Origin of the sequence: Aurantimicrobium minutum (assembly GCF_029894165.1) — a bacterium.
Classification (GTDB): domain Bacteria; phylum Actinomycetota; class Actinomycetes; order Actinomycetales; family Microbacteriaceae; genus Aurantimicrobium; species Aurantimicrobium minutum_A.
Window position 1 is genome coordinate 270,654 of record NZ_JARXXU010000001.1, and the last position, 21,711, is coordinate 292,364.

Consider the following 21,711-nt stretch of genomic DNA (forward strand, 5'->3'; position numbering starts at 1 on the left):
AAGTATGCGCATTGCCACCTGGAACGTGAACTCTATTCGTGCGCGCGTCGAGCGCGTGGTCGACTACATCGTGCGCGAAGACATTGACGTGCTGTGCATGCAAGAGATCAAGTGCCGGGATCACCAGTTCCCCTACGATGCCTTCACAGCGGCTGGCTACGAAGTCGTTCTTCACGGCCTGAATCAGTGGAACGGTGTGGCCATCGCCTCGCGTCTGCCCCTCGAAGATGTGCAGATCACGTTCCCGTCTCAGCCCGGCTTTGGCGAACCAGACGCTGACGGCAACGCTCCGCTGGAAGCGCGTGCGATTGCCGCCACCGTGGACGGTGTGCGTCTGTGGAGTTTGTATGTGCCCAACGGGCGCGAACTCGACCACCCGCACTATGCCTACAAACTCGAGTGGCTACGGGGCTTGGCCCGAGACACTGCCGGCTGGTTAGCTGACTCCCCCGATATGCCCCTGGCATTACTCGGTGACTGGAACGTTGTTCCCTATGACGACGACGTGTGGGACATTCGTGAATTTGCCGGCAGCACCCACGTCTCACCTCCCGAGCGTGAAGCTTTCTTCGCCTTCGAAGCTGTTGGCCTGAAAGATGTGGTGCGCCCCCTGATCCCCGAGGGTTACACCTATTGGGACTACAAACAGCTGCGATTCCCCCGGAACGAGGGCATGCGGATTGACTTCATTCTGGGCTCCCCCGCCTTTGCGGAGCTCGTCGACAGCGCGGTCATCGCGCGCGACGAGCGCAAAGGTGATGGCCCCAGCGACCACGTACCGGTTGTGGTTGATTTAATGCGTGACGGGGACGAAGACGACCGTCCCATGATTTGGTAGGTGCTGATATGAAATCTCCCGTTGCAAACCGTGTGACCACAATTGTCCTGCTGGTGGTCGCTCTGATCAGCGATGTTGTTCTCTTTGTCCCTGCCCTCATGCTGGCGATGGCCTCGGACGGGTGCAGCACCTCGTGCAACATGGTGGTGTTTGGCCTGGGCTACTACCTCGCCGTGGCAGGACCCATTCTGGTCACACTGACCGGCATCGTCTTCTCCATTATCAAGATGGTGAAAAAGCAAGATGCCATTACGACCGCCCTCATTGGAATCGGTGGCACCTACGGAGCATTTGTTCTGGGGCTGGCCATCGTGTTCATCACGGTGACGCTCGCCCAGGGTTAATACTCGGGCGTATTTTCTTCGATCAGCTGTGCCAAATCGAGATTGATGAACTGACGGAGTCGGTCATCACGCTCGTCTTCGTAGTGTTCGTCACCGAACTCCAGTGCTTCGGTCCGATCCAGTGAGCGTTCCATCTCTCGCGACAGCTCGGCCCATGCTTGGGAATGTGCTTCCTGGATCAACGACTGCACCAGCTCAACATCGTGTATTTGCTCGGCTAACTGCGCTGCGACAAGTTCAAGGGACTGCTTGCGAACAACAAGGTTTTTCACATCAATCTTGCGATAGTCGTCGCCGTATTCCGCTTCACCGGGACGTTTGCGAGCGCGAGCCAACTTCTTCTCGAGCTTTTCTGCAAGTTCTTGATGTTCACGGGAGAGCTGAGAAAGTACTTCGCCTGCCGGCACGATAAAGAGCTCTGTGTCCACGGCACCCGGTTGGCGAATGGCATGGATGAGAATGCGATTCTTCAGCTCCATCAATGCTGCTTGCCGGGCCATGGCATAGCCATCGGCTGCGGAGTCTTCGACAGTGGGGAGCTGGTATTTAACCGTGTCCTTGCTCCCGCGCCAGATGCGCCAGTCGAGCATCTCGCCTCCCCTGCTTGTCCTTCCAAGGATACCGAAGGGCAGAGCAGGTTACTTGCGACCGGTGAAATGATCCATGGTGTTGTAGACACCAAAAACCTTGCCCGCGATGGCATCAAACCAGCGCAGCGGCAAGATGCCCTTGAGAACTTTAGACAGGTGCACGGTCCACGGCAGCATGAGCATGGGCTTGCCCTGAATCATGGCTTTCCACACCCGATTGACCACGTAATCAGGTTGCATGATGGGGGTCATCAGCGGACCCTTGACTCCCTCAAACATGCCCGTGGCAATATAGCTCGGGCACACCGTGGTCACTTGAACGTGGTCAAAATGTTGCTGGGAAAGCTCGAGTCGAACCGAATCACTCCAGCCGATTAATGCCCACTTACTGGAAGCGTAAACACTCATCTTGGGGTTGGCGAGTGTTCCAGCAGCTGAGGCAATGTTCACAATGCGGGCCGGGCGTTCGGCATCGATCATGCCGCTGAGGAATTCATGTGTGATGAACATGGGGGCAAGAGCGTTGATCTTCATGATGAACTCGGTGTCACGCTCGTTCTCGTGATCCCAGAAGAAGGTGCCCCGAACAACGCCGGCGTTGTTGATAATGACATCCACCCCGCCCAGGTCGTCACGGACTTTAGCTGCTGCTTTTTCGATCGCGGTGCGCTCAGCAATATCCACGAGCATGGGAACAATCTTCTGCTGGGAACCAGCAAACGAAAGCAGTTCCTTCGTCGTTTCCGACAGGGCCGCTTTGTTGATGTCCCAGAGAATGACAGCAGCGGCACCTTCGGCGACCGCACGCTGGGCATAAAGCTTGCCCATCCCCATGGCTGCGCCGGTGATGAGGATTCTGGAGCCTGCAACTGTGAAGGTCATAGTTCCATCGTACTCACGCTGATTCTGTGCGTTCAGGCACAGAATTGATGCGTAAACACGGCAAAAATCGCCGTTTCTACGCAAGATTTCGCTGAAATGTGCGCGGATTCAGGCGTAGCGTGGAACCATGACACAACTCCTCGACCTCACCGCAGCAGTGGACATCACGGCCACCACTCCAGCCTGGCTGTCGCTCAAGAATGCGGCGACTGCACTGCAGGGGTTGCAAATCAAGGACGGTTCAATCCCAGACGTTGCCCACCACGGTCAGGCTCGTGAACTTGTAGCTGTCCTGGTGGATGCTATTACCGAGCTCTCTCCCGCGTTCCCCCACGATGCGTCCTACCTCAGTGCCGTGATTTTGGACCTGGGTAAATGGGGGGCGAGTGATTTTGCCGAGCCCGACTTCTTGGATTCCATCCTCGAGTTCGCCCCTGCAGCGAACCGGGTCAACGGTGTGCGCCACCTCGTACTCTTTCCGATGTACACCCAGAACGGCAGCACCAACCGTTTCATCGAGGCTGTGCTCATCGAAGTAATGTGGCCAGACTTCATCGCCGAGCTCGAAGCCGGGGATTACTCCAACAAGTTGTTTGTCCCCGTGCGCTTTATCGACTTCACTCCGGGTTATGACACCAACTCTGCCGTGTTGTTCCCCGAGACTGTCGCGATGCGCGAGGTCCCTGCCTTCACCTGGGGCGCAATCTTCCAAGACCGCGAAGCTGCCCGCTTCGCCGTGGTCACGAAAGCGGCTGCCGAGATTACCGGTCTCGAGCTTCCTGCTGACGCTGCTGAGTTGCTCACCAACCAGAGGCTCGCGGAAGAAACTTTCATCATGTGGGATCTCATTCACGACCGCACCCACATGAGTGGCGACCTGCCGTTCGACCCTTTCATGATCAAGCAGCGCATGCCCTTCTACCTCTATGGCCTGGAAGAGCTCCGCTGTGACCTCACTGCTTTCCGTGAATGCGTGAAAATCGAGCGGGGTGGCTCTGCTGACCCTGAGACGCGTCACCACGCACGACTGGTGCAATATGCCGTGGTCTTTGACCGCATCTTCCGCTTTGCTGTGACCGGCACCCGCGTGCGGAACTACGACGCTGTCGCCGGTCAGTTGCTCTTTGCCTGGATGCACCAGCATGGCGTGCTGCACTGGACCAACAACACACTCTCCATCGACTGGGCAAAACTGCCCGATGTCGTGGTGGAACTCGGCGATGCCATCGACGAGTTGTATTGGCGCTCGATTGACCGTCCCAAGACCGCACACTGGCTGGCCGCCTATGACTTGGTTGCCTCCACACTTACTCCCCACCCCGCGTCTGTCTGGGCAAAGGGAGCCGATGCTCTCCCCGTTGCTGGGGAGCCAGGTGGCCTGACCGACCAGCTCTTGGAAGACGAGTTCCCGCTTTCCATGTTCTATGAAGCACTCCAGCGCAAGATGGCTCCGGTGATTGTATCAACCACTGGGATTCGGGCATAGGTTCCACTGGTCTAAGAGCGTAGGCTCAGAGCATGCAGCGAGTACATGATGCCGCCTGGCGCGGCTTTGCCTCAGATAACTACGCCGGCGTGCACCCCCGAGTGCTGGAAGCACTCGCTGCGGTGAACGGTGGACATCAAATCGCCTACGGCGAGGATGTCTACACCGAGCACCTGCACCAGGTGATGACCACCCACTTCGGCATCGATATCGAGGTCTTCCCCGTGTTCAATGGCACGGGTGCGAATGTGCTCAGCCTGCAGTCCATGCTTCCCCGCTGGGGCGGGGTAATTTGTGCCCAGACCGCTCACGTCAACAACGATGAGTCAACAGCTCCAGAAACCGTGGGCGGTTTCAAGCTGTTGACCGTGGAAACTCCAGACGGAAAACTCACCCCCGAACTTATCGATACTCAGGCCCATGGCCTGGGTGATGAACATCGTGCCCAAGCACTGGCCGTCACTATTACTCAGTCCACCGAACTGGGAACCGTCTACACCCCCGAGGAAGTGACGGCCATAGCCGATCACGCCCACTCCCTCGGCATGAAACTCCACATGGATGGCGCACGCATTTCTAATGCCGCGGCATCCCTCGGTGTTCCTTTCCGTGCCTTCACCCGAGATGCCGGCGTGGATGTGCTCAGCTTTGGTGGCACCAAGAACGGCCTGATGGGGGCAGAAGCTGTTGTTGTGCTGAACCCTGAAGCAGTCAACGGTCTGATTTATCTGCGCAAAATGAACATGCAGTTATCTTCCAAAATGCGCTTCACTTCCGCACAGCTCACCGCTTTACTCGAGGGTGATCTGTGGCACCACTTGGCTAACCATGCCAACCAGATGGCTCAACGTCTGCGGAAGGGTCTCGAAGGAATTTCGAGCATTACTTTCACTCAGAAAACTCAGTCCAACGGTGTCTTTGTCATTCTTCCTGCCGGTGTCGCCGACGAGCTACGCAAAGAATTTCGTTTCTATGACTGGAACCCTGCCACCGGTGAAGTGCGTTGGATGTGTGCCTGGGACACAACCGAGGATGATGTGGACTACTTCATCGAAGCTGTCAAAAAGCTGGTCTAGCCGAACAAAAAGACCCCCTCTTCCGAGGGGGTCTTTTTTGGCGATGAAACTCTTCGCGACTTAGAACTGTGTGTAGTGCACTACTTCGCTGAGGTCCTTGCGCACACGAGGAGCGTTTTCACGCTCTTCAAGGGCTTCAGGAAGCTCACTTGCAGGAGCAAGCTTGCCTACGGTCATTGCAACGAGTGCTTCATACCCTTCAGGAATGTTGAATGCTTCCTTCAGTGCTGCAGCATCGGTGCCCGCAACCTGGTGAACGTGGTATCCATCGGTGTGTGCCTGAACAGAGAAGTGAGCTACGGACTGGCCGAGGTCGTACGCTGCGTAAGGGTTTGCCTTACCTTCCGCGTCAGCAACCTGAGCTATCGCGATCACGATGGCGGAAGCGTTGGGCATCCATGCCGAGTTCCAGCCTGCAAGGGTGGGAAGAATTGCGTTGAAGGTGTCATCGCCACGGAAGCCGACGAGGTAGGTCCAAGGCTGGCTGTTGTTTGCTGAAGGCGACCAGCGTGCTGCTTCGAACGAGGCGGTCAGGTCAGCAGGGGTGAGGACTGCGGTGGTGTCGTAGGAGCGTGGGCTCCAACGCTCTGCAAGGACGGGGTTGATGGGGGTGCTGGTAGTCGCGTGACGAGACATTCTTTTCCTTATGTTGAGGACTGATATTGATGAACTATCCGGCAACAGTGGCGGGTATCCGATTGAGATAACCGGATACCCCCTCTGTTATTCCCGAAGATGAGAAGTTATCTAAAACAGTTGACCAGCATCGCCACGGTCATCTTCAATAAGACGAGCGATATTGAGATAGTCGGTGCATCGAGAGCCATTAGTCATATTGTTACGGACGGCAGACTCGCCTGCCAAAACGTAGTGCCATGTCCTATTATCTCTCTGATTTGCCGATAAGGAATTAATTCGTTCACACCAAGAAACCGCAGAACGCTGTTTACGCAAAACGTTCTGGTCAGCGAGACCCGATTGAGACTTGGTCTCTACCACGTAGACGCGGTCAGTTGTCTTGACGAGGAAGTCCGGAGAATATTGAGCAGGCATACCGTCTGCCTTCAAATACGGGCGACGCATAAAGTCGTGCTTATATTCATGGAGTTTGATGAAGGCTTCAACGTTGCTGTCGGAATCTGCCCAGAGCATAAAGTCACGTTCCAACCCTCCACCTTGCGTGGGGTAGGGCAGCTTCTCAAAGATGCTCTTGGTTACATCTACGGAGGCACTTGATCTCACCGTGATTTCGGACACTTCTGAAACCCAGCGATACATAACTTCTGCAGTATCAACTGAAACGTTTTCTTGAAGTTCCACAAGCAATGATCCAAATTGACCCGCGATATCTTCAGCGACGTCTTTGAGGAGCAACACGCGCCAATTCTCCCCCTCCATGGGATCAAATTGCTGCCCAAACAGGCGTCCTCGGATATACGTGTTGAGCCACCCAATTAGGAGGGGCTTGTATGCCTGCATGACAGGGTATTGAGCAACTTTCTTATATTGTTGCGTCGTCGTCACAAATGCCCGAGTATGTGCTTCTGTAATCCGCGTAGCGAGGCGACTGAGGTAATCGTTATAGCCAGTTGCGGTCATCACTCCGCCATCTACCCGATAGTCACCGAATTGGGTCCCTGTCTCAACGGCCACAGAAGTGAAACTGTCACCCTTACCTATCGCGGAGATCAATACATTCAGAGGATATTTCGATTTTTCCAACGTGAGAGGGTCAATACTCGGGGCGCGCATCTCCTCGTCAGCGTCACGGACAACAAAAGGAACTTCAAAATCAAACTTTTCAAAACCGTCCCTGAGCTCGATACGCTCAAGATCACCAGCTGCACGAGTCGAAGATTCATCGTCACTGATTTCACCGACAAGACCACCTGAAATCAGTTCGTCATAGAACTTCTGAAAATTTGGATGCTCAACGATGAACAACATGTCGAAATAGTTTGTCGGTTCTAACTTTTGTCTAATTCGCGCTCGGTTTTCTTGTTTGAGTTCATCAATTCCGCTATCGCCGCGCCACATCAAACGCAAACCACGACCTATGGTCTGTTCAAGAAGAATCGAAGAGCCAGCTGAACGAAGCGGGACCACTACGCAGATGTTGTTTACATCAAATCCCTCCCGAAGCATGAGTACGCTCACGACAACTTTGGGTGATGCATGGCTATCTAGAGCGAAGAGTCGTTCGCGAACAGGTGCCCATTCTTTCTCGCCTAATTCTGCTTTTTTCCCCGAGTGAACACTGAGCACATCTTCTTCGCTCATGCCGGTGGAATAGAGAAATTCTTCAACTAGAGGCACGACTGAGGTGTCCTCACAGATCACCATCATTTTGGGATGCTTAGTTGGGTCAGTTTCTGCAAATTGCTCTTCCAAGATGCTGAGTTTCTTCAACCCTGCCCGGAGCATCACTCGTTGGCCTTCTGATAGCGCAATGGAACCAGATTCATCTCGCTCGACTTTGAAGTCGAGCGGAAGCGCAGCTATTTCTTTGCGCTTGTCGAGCAGGAGAGTTTTGACCAATCCCTTGGACATCGCTGCACGCAGGTCAAAGTCAACAACAATGTGCGGGAAGAATTTCTTGGAAGATTCTTTTCCTCTTCCTCCACCCACCTCGTTGTATGGTGTTGCAGAAAAATCCACTTGAATGAATCTGCGACCCTTCGTCGCAGCGATTGCGCGAAGGCTCTTTTGCCACTCGACTTCCGTGACTTCCGCGCCCTTCTTCAGCGAGTGAATATGGTGCGCCTCGTCATTGAAAACGACCAGACCTGAAAGATCCTTCAAAAAGTCGAGAGCCTCTCCACGTCGATGTCTCCGGTCCAAGACATCAAGTGCATTTCCAGCAGCAACACCTGGACTAAGTGGGAGTAGATCCCGAGCCATTTCCTTTTCGTCGATATCGGAACCAAGAGAAAGGAAATCATTTTCATCTGATTCTTCATCTAGGAAGTCAGGGTCTTCTTGACCAGCGAGCAAGTGCCAGTTGGTGATGGCGATAACGCCTGAGCCGGTAACCTTCCGACCAATGTCTTTCTTGGTTACAACTGAAGATTGAATAAACCCAAAGACTTGTTGGCGATAGGTGTCAGGAACAAACAAGTCCTTTACTCCATACATATCGCTGGTCTCAAAAACTCGTTGACCTTCCACCACGCGACCTTGGAATGAGTCGAGAAGACGTTCATACACAATCAGACCAGGTGCAACAAGCAAAAAATTACTGGTGAAACGTTCGTCTTCAGGCGCAGCAACAGCGTTCAAATGTTGCCAGACCATCAAAGCATTGAGCACCCAAGTCTTTCCAGTACCCGTAGCCATCTTGGCTGCGTACTTCGGGTGGCCGTTGCGAGAGTCTGTTACTTCCCCTAATACATCCCCGGACAACATGGCCTGCGGCGCTATCTGGTTATAAAGTTCGGCAAGTGTTGCTGCGCCCAGAATCTCGTGGGCATAGACAATCGCCAAAATGGCGTCGCGCTGACCCTCATGAAAATTGGCAGAACGCAGTGCGCAGTAATCCCGCTGAAACCAATACCTCAGAAGCTCTGCCGTCACCGGTGAAACTTCATTCACAAAGATGCCCGAACCCGACTCCACGAGCTCATGTACTGCCTCTGAAATGCGTTGTGTGATTCCCTCTGCTAGAGGAAATCGGTCTAGTGCTGGTGCAACACTCATCGTGCTGCCGCCGGAATATCGAGAACTACTTCTGATTCAAAGCCGAAGACATCCACCGCACGAACACAGACTCTACGAGCTCGGTCTAGACGATCAACTGTCAGATTGGCCTCCGCTATGACCCGGAGAGGATCATTGTCATTTTCCGTGTTGCCTCGATAGTCCTGCCACAGCGAGCGAAAAACAACACCGTCATAGTCAGGGTCAACAGCCCAATACTCAATGAGAGCCAATGGCTCTGCATTCATCACCTTGAGTAACTTCTCACGATTATCTTCATCAAGGTTGATGGCCTGAGGGTCTACAAGCACATAGTTGTCCAGTGCAATAGTGAGTTGCTCCGAAGTCTCAGAAGTGAATCGGCCTTCAAGGTGTGCCTCAAGGTACTGGAGAGTCGAGAAGCGGATGTTTCCGGCTAGACCCTCTACACCCTTCTTTTTGAGACGGTCAAGTAAATCTGGTGGAATGACTCGAACGTTGAGTCTGTCATCGCCCAAGTTCGTGAGAGCTTGAGCAATATCTGCAGAAAAGTTCCACCCTAGAACTGTCACACTCTTGAATCCACCCATTTTTGTATCACGTAACTGTTGAGCCCGTTTTAAAGTACTCAACGTGGTAACTCGAGAAGGGCTGTCAACAATGATGAGTTCGCTTCCCTCCGCTAAACGGCCAAGTTGACCACCTGTGTTTTCTTCAGGGGGAAGAGGCATTGCGCCAAATATTTGGAGGACCGTCCTTGATAAATCTCCAACATTGAACTTTTTACCTAGTGTGCTTTTCGCTTGTTCAACTTGATAGTCGCCAATGGACAGATGAAGGAATGGCCTTGCGTTTAGATCGATAAGTCGCTTTCGGGTAATCATGATTGCCGGCTTACCAAGATCAGATGCAATCCATTTTCTGCCCAACCTCTCGGCTACTGCTGCAGTAGTTCCAGAACCTATAAAGAAGTCCGCGACAATGTCTCCTTCGTCAGTCACCATCTCAATAATTCGTTGCAACAATGCAGTGGGTTTTTGAGTGTTGTACCCAACGCTTTCTTTAGCCTTTAGTCCTGTGGAAACAATGATGTCCGTCCAAATTGATCCGACTACATCCGCGCCTTCATCTAGATAGTACTTTTTGTATTTGCTACCTGTTGAAGTTGTATAAATGAGGCCCTCTTCCTCCATACGCGCAATGCTTGAAGCGGAGTAATCGCCTAGTGTGACATTTTTAAATCGTCGTCCGGTTCCAGGCTCAACTTTGTCATATACGGCCTGCTGTTTAGCGGAAAGGTCCCTGAGGGGTTGCTTGAACTTGTATTCGCTATTTTTTGAATAAAAATAGATTAGGTCATATTCATTGGGAAGCTTTTTTGAAGTTCGTTTAGCGCCCTTCCCAGTCGGGTCCCGTTGCCAAGTAATTGTGTTGCGGTAATTTTCTTTGGCAAAGATCTCATCAAGCATTATCTTGACGTAATGGCCAACTTTTCCGTCCAAATGTACGAACAAAGTGCCTGTATCTGAAAGCAATTCACGCATCAATATCAAGCGGGGAGTAATCATTTCCAAATATGAAGCTGTCCCCTCAGACCAAGTATCAGAATATGCAAATTGCTCGACAGTTGTTGGTTTTTGGTCTAGCTCAAAACCAGGCAATTCTATGTTTATTCGATAATCTGCTTTTGAATCAAAGGGAGGATCTATATATATGAGATCTACTTTGCCTCGCATACTTGGGGTATTGTCATCTCCTGCGAGGAGTGCCGCCATCGCAAGGAGATTGTCGCCATAAATGAGACGATTGGGGTCCTCTGGAACATCTTCAAGTGTTTGTCCAGAAGAGATCAAAGCTGAAGTGTCTCGAGCAGGAACTACAAGTTCACGTGTTTGCAGGCTCACCCGGTTCTGGCCCTCAAGCTGTTCTAGTATCTGTTTTGCTTGACGTTTTGCGTTCTTAACAATTTCTGGCAATTGTTCGAGCAGTGACTTTGCCACAATTTCCCCTTTGATCGCGACAACAAAACTTAGAGCGTTTAAGCCTCAGGTTTTTAAGCTCTGGTTAAACTTACCTCATGCAGGAACGCTAGAGGCATGGATATCTTCACGTCAGCCGCGGCTAAGGCTCTTGGTGAACGGCTACGTGAACGACGTGAAAGTCTTGAGCTAAGCCAGGAGGATGTGGCCCATTTAGCTGCGATGCATGTTTCTAACTACGGCAAAATTGAACGCGGACTAGCAAACCCAAGCCTTCATACGTTGTTACGCATTGCAAGCGTTATTGAAGTCGATCCTGGGGTTCTCATTGCTGGACTAAGCGGTGAAATGGTGACATCTCGTCCACACAAACTCACTGCGGGCGAACTCATTCGAGCCAGACAGCAAATTTAACTTCTGCGCGATTTGGCGTTTACCAGTCTCGTACTAAACAGCCGGCAGTGATGAAGTCTTTATCTTCCATGCCTTTAGGGGGCTTCGTGATGTGTAAACGTCTAAATCCAGCAGATTTATATAAAGTGTCAAAAATTACCTGCTGAGTATCTACAACCACAAGTCGACCGCCCACGTATTTGTGAGCGTCAAATACGACTTTTTTGGCTTCATCCAAAATCATGCTTCCGGGCAATTCTGAAGAGGTATACCTGTCAGAACGGGCAAGCTCTGCAATTGCATATGCTCCAGAAACTTCTTTTGAAACGTCTCCCATTAATTTCTTTTTTGCTGAGTTGCTCAGCTTTGAGAAATCCAAAGATGCCATGCCGACGGTGAAAAAAGCAGCGACGTCAAGATCCCCTGAATCGGAAAAAGTTACGAGGACATAGGTTCTGCTATTTCCATTTTGTTCATATTTCAAAACTGAATTTCTTGCAAAATTTTCAAGGTGTGGCGATTTTGCGCACTCGAACCGACCTAGTGAATCTAGAACTAATTGACGTATTACTGAGTACTCAGGTGCTGCAACAGAATGCAGCGAGAAAACATCATATTCAAGCCGCTCTTGAGTGGAGCGATTCATTGAAACTACGCGAACTTGCGCTCAGCCAAACTGGCTGCAATTTCCGCCAAACGCGCGGTATCTGCGGCACGTGAGACGAAACCTATCGAAGAAACAGGTGCGCTGCCTTCTTGCTCCATAGCTAGTAATTCTTTCGCGCTTTCATCACTCAGAATGTATGGGCTATCAAGGGCTGTGAATGCCATCGTTACTCCCTCTGTAATGTTTGGCGAAAAGGGCGGACAAGCCACCGGTTTCTTATTTTTACACACTTTCCTGTGAATCAGCATTTTCTTTTCCACAGTCTGCAAACAAGAACCCGGCCTATCGGCCGGGTTCTCAGCCGGGAGACAACACTCCCAGCGGGTTGTACACACGTTACCTCAAGACAATTAGCCTTCGTCTTCCATGAGCTCTGCTTCGATGAAGGGATCTTCATCCCCGGCATCGAAAACAGGGTGTGCTGAAGAGGCCACGGTGAGTTCGTCACCCTGGAGATCAACACGAACAACATCCCCGTCACGAATAGATCCGTTGAGGATCGCGCTAGCGAGGCGGTCATCGATTTCGTGCTGCATCAGGCGGCGTAATGGGCGTGCCCCATATATGGGATCGTATCCGCGCTCTGCCAACCAGGTGCGAGCCTGAGGTGTAACGGCAAGCTCAAGTCGACGTTCCGACAGTCGCTTCTGCAGGCGATCGATGTAGAGCTCGACAATTTGGCCCAGATCCTCTTGGCTCAGCGCCGAGAACACCACGATGTCATCGAGGCGGTTCACGAACTCTGGCTTGAAGGCTTGACGAACCGTCTCGTTGACGAGGCGTTCCTTCTCATCCCAGCTCAGTTCAGGGTCAACCAGATACTGCGAACCCAGGTTCGAGGTGAGAATCAAAATCACGTTACGGAAGTCGACGGTGCGACCCTGACCATCGGTCAGGCGACCGTCATCAAGGACCTGAAGTAAGACGTCAAACACTTCGGGGTGTGCCTTTTCAACTTCGTCGAGGAGGACAACCGAGTAAGGACGTCGACGTACTGCTTCCGTGAGCTGACCGCCTGCCTCATATCCGACATATCCCGGAGGAGCACCCACCAGACGTGAGACGGAGAATTTCTCCCCGTATTCGCTCATGTCGATACGAATCATGGCCTTCTCGTCATCGAAGAGATACTCCGCGAGCGCCTTAGCTAGCTCCGTCTTTCCCACACCAGTCGGCCCTAAGAACAGAAATGATCCGGTGGGTCGATCAGGATCTGAGATTCCTGCCCGCGAACGTCGAACGGATTCAGACACCGCCTGCACAGCCTTCTTCTGTCCGATCAGACGGCGACCAATCTCACCTTCTAGGTTGAGCAGTTTCTCGGTTTCACCCTTGGTCAAACGGTCCACGGGAATACCCGTCCAAGCTGCAATAACCGACGCAATGTCGTCACTGGTGACTTGGTCGTTAACCATGCGTTCTGCATCACTGTTTTGTTCTGCAGATTCTGCAGCTGCAAGCTGACGCTCGAGCTCAGGAATCTCTGCATAGAGCAAACGGCTAGCTTGTTCGAGCTGTCCTTCGCGCTGAGCACGCTCAGCCTGGATACGGGCAGCATCGAGTTTGGTCTTCAGTTCACCCACCCGGTTGAGCGCGGAACGTTCGAGTTCCCACCGCTCTTCGAGTGCAGCCAAGCGAGCAGACCGTTCGGCCATATCTTCACGAAGCTTGACCAAACGTGCCTTCGAGGCGTCATCCTTCTCTTTCTTCAGAGCAAGCTCTTCCAGCTTGAGGCGGTCAACGCTGCGGCGCAGTTCATCAATTTCGACCGGAGCCGAGTCAATTTCCATGCGCAACCGGCTTGCTGCTTCATCGATCAGGTCAATGGCCTTATCGGGCAGCTGACGGTTGGTGATGTAACGGTTGGACAGTGCTGCGGCAGCAACGAGGGCGTTGTCTGCAATGGCCACCTTGTGATGTGCTTCGTAGCGTTCTTTCAATCCACGCAGGATCGCCACAGTGTCTTCAACACTGGGCTCTCCGACAAACACTTGCTGGAAGCGGCGCTCCAGCGCAGCATCCTTTTCAATGAACTCTCGGTATTCATCGAGTGTGGTGGCACCGATCAGGCGCAGCTCACCACGGGCGAGCATGGGCTTGAGCATGTTGGCTGCGGCGACAGAACCTTCGCCGCCTCCCGCACCCATCAGGGTGTGGAGTTCGTCGATGAAGGTGATGATCTGACCATCAGAGTCATTGATTTCTTTGAGAACGGCCTTGAGGCGTTCTTCGAATTCGCCTCGATACTTTGCCCCTGCAATAAGAGCAGAGATGTCAAGGGAGACGAGTTGTTTTCCTTTGAGGCTGTCGGCGACGTCACCGGCGACGATGCGCTGGGCGAGTCCTTCCACGACGGCTGTCTTTCCCACGCCTGGTTCACCGATCAGGACGGGGTTGTTCTTGGTGCGACGAGTGAGCACCTGGCTGACTCGACGAATTTCCGCATCGCGGCCGATAACGGGGTCGAGCTTGCCGCTCTTTGCAATTTCGGTGAGGTTGACACCGTAAAGCTCGAGCGCGCTCTGTTGTTCTTCGTGCGGCTCTTGTTGCATGTTGTTCTATCTCCTTGTGTGGATTTCACCACCCAACAAAGTTGAGCGGTGATGACTCAAGTTTACCTGAGAGCACACAGAATATCTAGGGTGTGGAGGCTGAGAGAAAGCTGTGAACTATGCCTTGATGGAGCGTGTAACCGTGAACTTGGGAGTCCTGCGAACTTCCCGTGTTTCACCCACTAGCTTGCGCAGAGCGGGCTTGTAACTGAGGTGGCGATTGGCCACGACCCAGAGCTCTCCGCCGCTCTTGAGCACCCGACCGGCTTCCGCAAAGAGGCGCAGGCTGGTGCCTGCATGCACGGCAGCACCCGAGTGGAACGGCGGGTTGAACAGAATGAGATCTGCAGAAGAATCGGGCTGTGCCGACAGCCCATCATCCCGAAGGACACTCACTCTGTCACTCACGCCGTTGGCCACGATAGTTGCCTTCGCCGACTCCACCGCGGCGGCGGACTGATCGCTCGCGATCACCGTCGCTGAGGGACGTAGTTTTGCTATCTGTGTGGCGAGCACACCCGTGCCACACCCGAAGTCAATGATGCGCATGCCCTGCTGCCCCGAGACTCGGTCTAGCACCGCGAGGAGATCGTAGGTCCCGATATCAATTGAGGTTCCTGCGAATGCCCCACCCTCTGCACACACCACTAGATCCAGATCAGGGTGGTGCTGGGATTTAGGCCACTGGGTCAGCGCCTCCAGGGCAACAGCTTTCTTTGGTCCGCGGGCGCGCAGCACACGTGATTTCTGTTCGGCCAAACTTGCCTCGACGGTTTCAAAGTAGCTGCCGAAAACGTCATTCATTCCCAGGGTCATGTGCTTAATGCGCCCACCCCCGAAAACCAGAACGTCCTCGGCAGCATGAGATGCAATGAGAGCCGCCCACTGATCAAGTTGTTCAAGCCCCCGCGGCAACCGCAAGATCACAAGATGGGCGCCCTCCACCAATTCCGCCGACAACGGCAGATGTTGAAATGATGACTCCTCAGGGAGAAATGCGGTGAGCTGACGAGCATTATTTTCGAGTGCGCGTTCTCCCGAACGGGCATCTTGATGAACCTTAACCTGGCTAAACCCGAGTGCCGCGAGAGCACCTAGGGTGAGAGCACCGTGAGTATCACCAATGACAGTTAGTGGGCTGTGCAGAAGAGTGGGATCCCGATCAATGGCTTCCTTGAGCTCTGAGAGGAGAATCCTGTCCGCTGCATCAACGGCAACAAGTTCAGGTGATTCGAGATCCGGCCACCGTCGCAGTTCGTCGAAGGGGAAAGTGCTCACCCCTTGAGGATAGCGAGCAGTGCGGGGAGAAGACTAAGGGCGGTCCTCGAGCTCACGCTTCATCAAGAACTGAACATCACGGTCGAGGTGATCAATGCTGCTAGAGAGCGAGTCAAAACGAACGCCCATTTCGTTCCTCAATGAACCAATTTCTGAACCTAGCTCTGTTCGAACAGAGCCAATTTCTGTTTTGATTGTTCGTTGAATCGATGTCAGAACGAAACCAAGCATCCCAAAAAGAGCAGTGGCAAAAACACCAATCACTGCCCATATCTGCGGTTCATTCAATGTAATCACGCTCTTATTGTGGCTTGATTCTCACGAGGGTGCCAATGATTGTGGCAGGTTTCGAATGGTCAGCTGTTTTATGAGGATATGTCTACAAAAAGGGACCTGTGGACGATTAGTTACGTCCGAAGGGATGCCACACCACAACGTCTGTGCGGCGCCTGGCTCGTGTTCCCGCACGCAAACTTTCCACGTCTCCCGCGGTTCCCGCGGCGAAGACGCGGCGGCCAGGCTGGCTCAGGAGGGCATCCGCAAAAGCGGCTTCAAGTTCGCGCACCCGCTCGCGCAGAGCATCGTTCTGGTTCTCTAATTCGAGCACCCGGCGAATGCCCTCGAGGGAAAGCCCCTCTGCGCTGAGCCGAGCCACTTCACGAAGCTGGGCAACATTCCGCATGGAATAGCGGCGAGATTGACCCGCTGTTCGGCCTGGTTGAACCAGGCCGATGCGGTCATACTGTCGCAGTGTCTGGGGGTGCATCCCCGCCAGCTCTGCGGCCATCGAGATGGTGAAGATGGGCTGGTTCTCGTCCATACTTCTTCCTTCGTTCTCGTGGCGGGTTAGCGCTTGCCCTGTGACAACAAGTCTGCGCGAGGGTTGTCCTGAGGTGCAACCTCTGCGAACTTCTCTAGCGCTTCCTTGGCGGCAGGATCAAGGTGTGAGGGAACAGCGATCTGAATAACGGCAAGCAAGTCACCGGTGCCCTTCGCGGTCTTGATGCCACGACCCTTGACGCGCAGGGAACGTCCGCTCGGAGTGCCCGGGGCAACCTTGAGCTTCACGTTCTCGCCATCAGGAGTAGGGACTTCGATCGTGGCGCCTAATGCCGCCTCCGCGAAGGTGACCGGGACGTTGACCTTGATGTTGAGAGAATCACGTTCAAAGATCGGGTGCTTGCGCACCTTTACTGTGAGAACGATGTCGCCCGCTTCACCGCCGTCGGGGCTGGGGTAGCCCTTGCCACGCAGACGAATCTTCTGAGCGTCCGCGACACCGGCGGGTATCTTCACCTTGACGGTGCGACCCTCACTGGTGGTGAGCTCGAGGGTCTCGCCATGGAACGCTTCAAAGAAGTCGATGGTGACCGAGGAAACCAGGTCTTGGCCCTTCTGGGGTCCGCCAAATCCTTGGTATCCGCCGGAAGGTTGACCGAAGCGTCCGCCGCCGCCGAACATTCCGCCAAGGATATCTTCGAAGCCGCCGCCCTGCTGGAAGGTGTACTGCTGTCCGCCGCCGCGGCCGAAACCACTGAAGGCGTCATTGAAGCCGCCCTGGGGGCCACCCGCGGTGAAGCGGGCACCCGAACCCATGGCCCGGATCTGGTCATACTCTGCGCGCTGTTCCTTATCGGAGAGCACAGAGTAGGCCTCAGAGATTTCCTTGAACTTGGCTTCTGCTTTCGCATTGCCCTGGTTCGAGTCCGGGTGATACTCGCGCGCAAGCTTGCGGTAGACCTTCTTCAGTTCAGCTTCCGAGACGTCCTTGGAGACGCCGAGGACTTTATAAAAGTCTTTATCGAACCAATCTTGACTGGCCATATGCGCCCCCTTTCTTAATTGTTTCGGAAATTAGTCTGCTGGTACTGCAACGACAACCTTTGCTGCGCGCACCTGGGTCGTGCCCAGCATGTACCCGGTCTCGACAACGTCAAGAATGGTTTCACTGGTGGCATCAGGAGTGGGCTGCTGCAGGATTGCTTCGTGCTGGTTGGGGTCGAATGCCTCACCAGCGGCGCCATAGGCAACAAGGCCTAAACGTTCGGTTACCCCACGCAGCTTGCCGGCGATGGCGGCCAGGGCAGAGCCCTCCGCCAGGTCGCCGTGCTTTTCTGCACGGTCGATGTCATCGAGCACGGGAAGAAGAATCTTCACGGTGTCGCTGATCACACGTTCACGTTCGATTTCTCGGTTTGCTTCGGTGCGCTTGCGGTAGTTCGCATATTCAGCGGTGACACGTTGCAGGTCCGCCAGACGCTCCGCTGCCAGATCATTCTCTGCCTCTTCGAGGAAAGAAAGATCTGTGTCAGACAGTGATGTCTCCACGTCAGCATCTTCTAAAGAGATGCCTTCAGCGTCATAACCAGGGTCTTCAACAAACCCGGCGTTTTCGCCAGATTCGGTGGCGTCCCCGGCGGAGGAGCCCCCGTTCAGGGGCTCCTCTACTGGGTTCTCGTTCTGGTTAGACATGCTTACTTAGCGTCCTTGTCTTCTGCCTCGTCGTCTTCGACAACTTCAGCGTCCACAACATCTTCATCCGATGCGGCGTCGCCTTCGGCAGCACCTTCGGCGCTAGCTTCAGCCTGGCCGGCTGCGTAGATGGCTTCGCCGAGCTTGCTCTGGCTTTCGACAAGCTTGTCGTAGGCAGTCTTCACTGCTGCGTCATCCTCGCCTGCAAGAGCAGTCTTGAGCTCGTCAACGTCGGCCTGAACCTCGGTCTTGACGTCCTCAGGAAGCTTGTCCTCGTTCTCTTTGATCAACTTGTCGATCGAGTAGGCGAGCTGCTCAGCACCGTTGCGGGTCTCTGCAGACTCACGACGTGCCTTGTCCTCGGCTGCGTGCTCTTCAGCTTCGCGTACCATGCGCTCGATGTCTTCCTTGGGCAGTGATGATCCACCGGTGATGGTCATCGACTGTTCCTTACCGGTGCCCTTGTCCTTAGCGGACACGTGCACAATACCGTTGGCGTCGATGTCGAAGGTGACCTCAACCTGTGGAACTCCACGAGGTGCTGGTGCGATACCGCTGAGCTCGAAGTTACCCAGTGACTTGTTGTCACGAGTGAATTCACGCTCGCCCTGGAATACCTGGATAGATACCGAGGGCTGGTTGTCGTCAGCAGTGGTGAAGGTCTCGGACCTCTTGGTGGGGATCGCGGTGTTGCGCTCGATGAGCTTGGTCATCATGCCACCCTTGGTCTCGATACCGAGGCTCAGTGGGGTGACGTCGATGAGCAGAACATCCTTGCGCTCTCCACGGAGAACACCAGCCTGGAGGGCAGCGCCCACAGCAACAACTTCGTCAGGGTTGACGGTCTTGTTTGCTTCCTTACCACCGGTGAGGCTCTTGACCAGTTCAGCCACTGCGGGCATACGGGTCGAACCACCGACGAGAACAACATGAGCGATGTCGCCCACCTTGACGCCGGCTTCCTTGATGACATCCTCGAAAGGCTTCTTGGTGCGAGCGATGAGGTCTTCGGTCATCGACTCGAACTGTGCCCGGGTGAGAGTTTCATCGAGGTTGGCTGGGCCATTCTCGGTGAGGGAAAGGTACGGCAGCTGAATGCTGGTGCTCATGGAGGAGCTGAGCTCCTTCTTCGCCTGCTCGGCAGCTTCCTTCAGACGCTGGAGTGCAATCTTGTCCTTAGAGACATCCACACCGGTGGTTTCCTTGAACTTCTTGATCAAGTGCTCCACGATGCGCTGATCCCAGTCGTCACCACCGAGGCGGTTGTCGCCGGAGGTCGAGCGAACCTGAATAGTCGAGAAGTCGTCATCCTTGCCCACTTCGAGCAGGGACACGTCGAAGGTTCCACCACCGAGGTCGAAGACGAGGATGAGCTCGTCTTCCTTACCCTTGTCGAGACCGTAGGCCAGAGCAGCTGCGGTGGGCTCGTTGATAATACGCAGAACGTTGAGACCTGCGATCTCGCCGGCATCCTTAGTTGCCTGACGCTCAGCATCGTTGAAGTACGCAGGAACAGTGATGACCGCGTCGGTGACGGTGTCACCGAGGTAGGTCTCTGCATCGCGCTTGAGCTTGCCCAGAATACGAGCAGAAATTTCCTGTGGGGTGTACTTCTTGTCGTCGATTGCGACGGTCCAGTCGGTACCGATATGACGCTTGACCGACGCAATGGTGCGGTCAACGTTGGTGACGGCCTGGCGCTTGGCGGGCTCGCCCACGAGTACTTCGCCGTCCTTGGTGAAGGCGACTACCGAGGGGGTAGTGCGGAAGCCTTCTGCGTTTGCGATGACGGTGGGCTCGCCACCTTCGAGTACGGCAACTACCGAGTTGGTGGTTCCGAGGTCAATGCCTACTGCACGTGACATATGTGTTTATCTCCTTGTTTCTCCCCGGCTTGTGGCCGGAAGTTGTGGTTTGTTTCGAAGTCTGCTCAAGACTTGAGTCCTGATGTATCAAGTTTGCCACGAGGCGAGGTGCTCGTCAAGCGTTCACAGCAAATCTTGAGCTTTCTCGACTCAAGTTTTTGTTTTCCCGTTATTTACCGCAGATATTCCCTGCGAACACAGGCGCGGAGTACTCTGAGCTCATGACCACCGCAGCTCAGGCAGACGTGAAAATTCCTCGCAGACAAGTCATCTCCTGGGCGCTCTGGGACTGGGGCACCTCCGCATTCAGTGTGCTCATTACAACATTTGTCTTTGCTCGCTATATCGTCTCGAGCTATTTCATCGATCCCGAGATCGTCGCAAACTACGAAGCTGCCGGTGGCGAGGGTGTGGCCACCGGCACAGCTCTGACCAACTTCCAGGCTGCCGAGGCCAATCTCACCAGCTGGGTGGGCTGGGCTATGGCTATCGCTGGCGTTATTGTCGCCGTCGTCGCGCCCATCGTGGGTCAGCGCACGGATGCTGGCGGCAAGCGCAAGCTGTGGCTCGGCATCAACACAGGGATCGTCATTGCTGCCACGGCTGCCATGTTCTTTGTCGAAGGAACCCCGCAGTTCTTTGTCCTGGGCATTGTGCTGCTGACCATCGGCAACGTGTTCTATGAGATGGCCAACGTCAATTACAACGCCATGTTGCTTCAGGTCTCCACACCCACAAACATGGGCCGCGTCTCGGGCTTCGGCTGGGGCATGGGCTACTTCGGTGGCATCGTGGTGCTTCTCATCGCCTTGGTCGGATTCATCTTTGGAGATCCCCCTTATTGGTTTGGCGTGACAACTGAGGGCGGAATGAATATCCGTGCCGTGGCCGTGTTTGGCGCAATGTGGGCGCTCGTGTTCTCTCTGCCCGTGCTGTTCAACGTTCCCGAAAACGTGGCCAGCGCGCCCGGCAAGAAAGCCGGCATTATCGAGTCCTACACAATCTTGTTTCGCAAGATCACCGATCTCTACCGAAACGCTCGACCCACGTTCTACTTCCTGCTCGCCAGCGCGGTCTTCCGAGACGGCCTCGCTGCTGTGTTCGCATTCGGTGGAATCCTGGCCGGCACCGTCTTTGGTCTGAGCTTCACGGAAGTGATCCTCTTTGCTATTGGCGGCAACCTTGTTGCCGGCATTGGGGTGCTGTTCTCCGGCTGGATCGATGACAAGATCGGCTCCAAACGTGTCATCGTGATCTCGCTAGCAGGGCTTGTCCTCACCGGCATTGGCCTGTTCATCTTCCACGACGGTGGGGCAAATGCTTTCTGGATTGGGGGACTCATGCTCACGTTCTTCGTGGGACCAGCCCAAGCATCGAGCCGCGCCTACCTCGGTCACCTCGCCCCCGAAGGCCACGAAGGTGAGATCTTTGGGCTCTATGCCACAACCGGTCGAGCCATTAGCTTCCTTGCTCCCACACTTTTTGCACTCTTCGTGCTCTGGGGCGGGGCGACCTACTTCGGCATCCTTGGCATCGTGGTGGTACTGCTCGCAGGACTGCTGCTCATGATTCCCTTGCGTGCCAAGTTCATCCGCTAACGGGGCTAACCCCCGC

20 protein-coding genes are annotated in these 21,711 nt (G+C 54.2%); 6 read left to right on the forward strand and 14 right to left on the reverse strand.

The features are described from left to right. Positions 1–4 precede the first annotated feature (4 nt). On the forward strand, positions 5–838 hold the full coding sequence (locus M2119_RS01370; protein WP_280803184.1) for an exodeoxyribonuclease III: 834 nt from the start codon (positions 5–7) through the stop codon (positions 836–838). 8 nt (positions 839–846) lie between these two features. Next, positions 847–1,182 (forward strand): hypothetical protein, encoded by a 336-nt coding sequence (locus M2119_RS01375; RefSeq protein WP_280803185.1) that lies wholly within the window; start codon positions 847–849, stop codon positions 1,180–1,182. On the opposite strand, the gene M2119_RS01380 is transcribed toward M2119_RS01375, so the two are convergent. Both M2119_RS01380 and M2119_RS01385 read right to left on the reverse strand, forming a co-directional pair. Then, positions 1,179–1,772 (reverse strand): hypothetical protein, encoded by a 594-nt coding sequence (locus M2119_RS01380; RefSeq protein WP_280803186.1) that lies wholly within the window; start codon positions 1,770–1,772, stop codon positions 1,179–1,181. The genes M2119_RS01375 and M2119_RS01380 overlap by 4 nt on opposite strands. A gap of 48 nt (positions 1,773–1,820) precedes the next feature. Then, a complete protein-coding gene (locus M2119_RS01385; protein ID WP_280803187.1) occupies positions 1,821–2,654 on the reverse strand; it encodes an SDR family NAD(P)-dependent oxidoreductase in 834 nt (277 codons plus the stop codon). Positions 2,655–2,781: 127 nt separating this feature from the next. Between M2119_RS01385 and M2119_RS01390 the strand changes: the two genes are divergently transcribed. Together M2119_RS01390 and M2119_RS01395 are read left to right on the forward strand one after the other, a co-directional pair. Next, complete coding sequence (locus M2119_RS01390; protein ID WP_280803188.1) at positions 2,782–4,140, forward strand: DUF6421 family protein; 1,359 nt, start codon at positions 2,782–2,784, stop codon at positions 4,138–4,140. 32 nt (positions 4,141–4,172) lie between these two features. Beyond that, positions 4,173–5,216, forward strand: a complete 1,044-nt coding sequence (locus M2119_RS01395; protein ID WP_280803189.1) for a threonine aldolase family protein — start codon at positions 4,173–4,175, stop codon at positions 5,214–5,216. Positions 5,217–5,276: 60 nt separating this feature from the next. Here M2119_RS01395 and M2119_RS01400 read toward each other — a convergent pair whose 3' ends face one another. From M2119_RS01400 to M2119_RS01410, 3 genes are all read right to left on the reverse strand, one after another. Then, positions 5,277–5,852, reverse strand: coding sequence for a nitroreductase family protein (locus M2119_RS01400; protein WP_280803190.1), 576 nt, complete (start codon positions 5,850–5,852; stop codon positions 5,277–5,279). A gap of 111 nt (positions 5,853–5,963) precedes the next feature. Further along, the gene (locus tag M2119_RS01405; RefSeq protein WP_280803191.1) at positions 5,964–8,912 is read right to left on the reverse strand and encodes a DEAD/DEAH box helicase family protein; all 2,949 of its coding nucleotides are present in this window, start codon (positions 8,910–8,912) and stop codon (positions 5,964–5,966) included. Further along, a complete protein-coding gene (locus M2119_RS01410) occupies positions 8,909–10,891 on the reverse strand; it encodes a site-specific DNA-methyltransferase (RefSeq protein ID WP_280803192.1) in 1,983 nt (660 codons plus the stop codon). Before M2119_RS01410 ends, M2119_RS01405 begins: the two co-directional genes overlap by 4 nt. A 96-nt stretch (positions 10,892–10,987) precedes the next feature. Between M2119_RS01410 and M2119_RS01415 the strand changes: the two genes are divergently transcribed. Next, entirely contained in the window at positions 10,988–11,284 is a 297-nt protein-coding gene (locus M2119_RS01415) for a helix-turn-helix domain-containing protein (RefSeq protein ID WP_280803193.1), read from the forward strand. A gap of 19 nt (positions 11,285–11,303) precedes the next feature. Here the strand turns inward: M2119_RS01415 and M2119_RS01420 are convergent, their stop codons facing one another. From M2119_RS01420 to dnaK, 9 genes are all read right to left on the reverse strand, one after another. Then, a complete protein-coding gene (locus M2119_RS01420; protein WP_280803194.1) occupies positions 11,304–11,909 on the reverse strand; it encodes a hypothetical protein in 606 nt (201 codons plus the stop codon). Between the two features lie 5 nt (positions 11,910–11,914). Then, positions 11,915–12,094: a hypothetical protein gene (locus tag M2119_RS01425; protein ID WP_280803195.1), complete on the reverse strand. Its 180-nt coding sequence runs from the start codon at positions 12,092–12,094 to the stop codon at positions 11,915–11,917. A 186-nt stretch (positions 12,095–12,280) separates the two neighbouring features. Beyond that, the gene (locus M2119_RS01430; protein ID WP_280803196.1) at positions 12,281–14,482 is read right to left on the reverse strand and encodes an ATP-dependent Clp protease ATP-binding subunit; all 2,202 of its coding nucleotides are present in this window, start codon (positions 14,480–14,482) and stop codon (positions 12,281–12,283) included. A gap of 117 nt (positions 14,483–14,599) precedes the next feature. Next, on the reverse strand, positions 14,600–15,760 hold the full coding sequence (locus tag M2119_RS01435; RefSeq protein ID WP_280803197.1) for a class I SAM-dependent methyltransferase: 1,161 nt from the start codon (positions 15,758–15,760) through the stop codon (positions 14,600–14,602). A gap of 33 nt (positions 15,761–15,793) precedes the next feature. Then, positions 15,794–16,057 (reverse strand): hypothetical protein, encoded by a 264-nt coding sequence (locus tag M2119_RS01440; RefSeq protein WP_280803198.1) that lies wholly within the window; start codon positions 16,055–16,057, stop codon positions 15,794–15,796. A 106-nt stretch (positions 16,058–16,163) separates the two neighbouring features. Continuing rightward, the gene (locus tag M2119_RS01445) at positions 16,164–16,580 is read right to left on the reverse strand and encodes a heat shock protein transcriptional repressor HspR (protein ID WP_280803199.1); all 417 of its coding nucleotides are present in this window, start codon (positions 16,578–16,580) and stop codon (positions 16,164–16,166) included. 26 nt (positions 16,581–16,606) lie between these two features. Then, complete coding sequence (locus M2119_RS01450; RefSeq protein WP_280803200.1) at positions 16,607–17,584, reverse strand: DnaJ C-terminal domain-containing protein; 978 nt, start codon at positions 17,582–17,584, stop codon at positions 16,607–16,609. Positions 17,585–17,614: 30 nt separating this feature from the next. Continuing rightward, entirely contained in the window at positions 17,615–18,232 is a 618-nt protein-coding gene (locus M2119_RS01455) for a nucleotide exchange factor GrpE (protein ID WP_280803201.1), read from the reverse strand. Positions 18,233–18,234: 2 nt separating this feature from the next. Then, a complete protein-coding gene (dnaK, locus tag M2119_RS01460) occupies positions 18,235–20,097 on the reverse strand; it encodes a molecular chaperone DnaK (protein ID WP_280803202.1) in 1,863 nt (620 codons plus the stop codon). 221 nt (positions 20,098–20,318) lie between these two features. Between dnaK and M2119_RS01465 the strand changes: the two genes are divergently transcribed. After that, a complete protein-coding gene (locus M2119_RS01465) occupies positions 20,319–21,695 on the forward strand; it encodes an MFS transporter (protein WP_280803203.1) in 1,377 nt (458 codons plus the stop codon). The last annotated feature ends 16 nt before the right edge of the window (positions 21,696–21,711 follow it).

Coding starts and splice junctions, on each gene's coding strand:
- M2119_RS01420 (WP_280803194.1), bottom strand. CDS start 11,909: ATGAATCGCTCCACTCAAGAGCGGCTTGAATATGATGTTTTCTCGCTG.
- M2119_RS01370 (WP_280803184.1), top strand. CDS start 5: ATGCGCATTGCCACCTGGAACGTGAACTCTATTCGTGCGCGCGTCGAG.
- dnaK (WP_280803202.1), bottom strand. CDS start 20,097: ATGTCACGTGCAGTAGGCATTGACCTCGGAACCACCAACTCGGTAGTT.
- M2119_RS01430 (WP_280803196.1), bottom strand. CDS start 14,482: ATGCAACAAGAGCCGCACGAAGAACAACAGAGCGCGCTCGAGCTTTAC.
- M2119_RS01385 (WP_280803187.1), bottom strand. CDS start 2,654: ATGACCTTCACAGTTGCAGGCTCCAGAATCCTCATCACCGGCGCAGCC.
- M2119_RS01455 (WP_280803201.1), bottom strand. CDS start 18,232: ATGTCTAACCAGAACGAGAACCCAGTAGAGGAGCCCCTGAACGGGGGC.
- M2119_RS01415 (WP_280803193.1), top strand. CDS start 10,988: ATGGATATCTTCACGTCAGCCGCGGCTAAGGCTCTTGGTGAACGGCTA.
- M2119_RS01390 (WP_280803188.1), top strand. CDS start 2,782: ATGACACAACTCCTCGACCTCACCGCAGCAGTGGACATCACGGCCACC.
- M2119_RS01395 (WP_280803189.1), top strand. CDS start 4,173: ATGCAGCGAGTACATGATGCCGCCTGGCGCGGCTTTGCCTCAGATAAC.
- M2119_RS01425 (WP_280803195.1), bottom strand. CDS start 12,094: ATGGCATTCACAGCCCTTGATAGCCCATACATTCTGAGTGATGAAAGC.
- M2119_RS01405 (WP_280803191.1), bottom strand. CDS start 8,912: ATGAGTGTTGCACCAGCACTAGACCGATTTCCTCTAGCAGAGGGAATC.
- M2119_RS01400 (WP_280803190.1), bottom strand. CDS start 5,852: ATGTCTCGTCACGCGACTACCAGCACCCCCATCAACCCCGTCCTTGCA.
- M2119_RS01375 (WP_280803185.1), top strand. CDS start 847: ATGAAATCTCCCGTTGCAAACCGTGTGACCACAATTGTCCTGCTGGTG.
- M2119_RS01450 (WP_280803200.1), bottom strand. CDS start 17,584: ATGGCCAGTCAAGATTGGTTCGATAAAGACTTTTATAAAGTCCTCGGC.
- M2119_RS01445 (WP_280803199.1), bottom strand. CDS start 16,580: ATGGACGAGAACCAGCCCATCTTCACCATCTCGATGGCCGCAGAGCTG.
- M2119_RS01380 (WP_280803186.1), bottom strand. CDS start 1,772: ATGCTCGACTGGCGCATCTGGCGCGGGAGCAAGGACACGGTTAAATAC.
- M2119_RS01465 (WP_280803203.1), top strand. CDS start 20,319: ATGACCACCGCAGCTCAGGCAGACGTGAAAATTCCTCGCAGACAAGTC.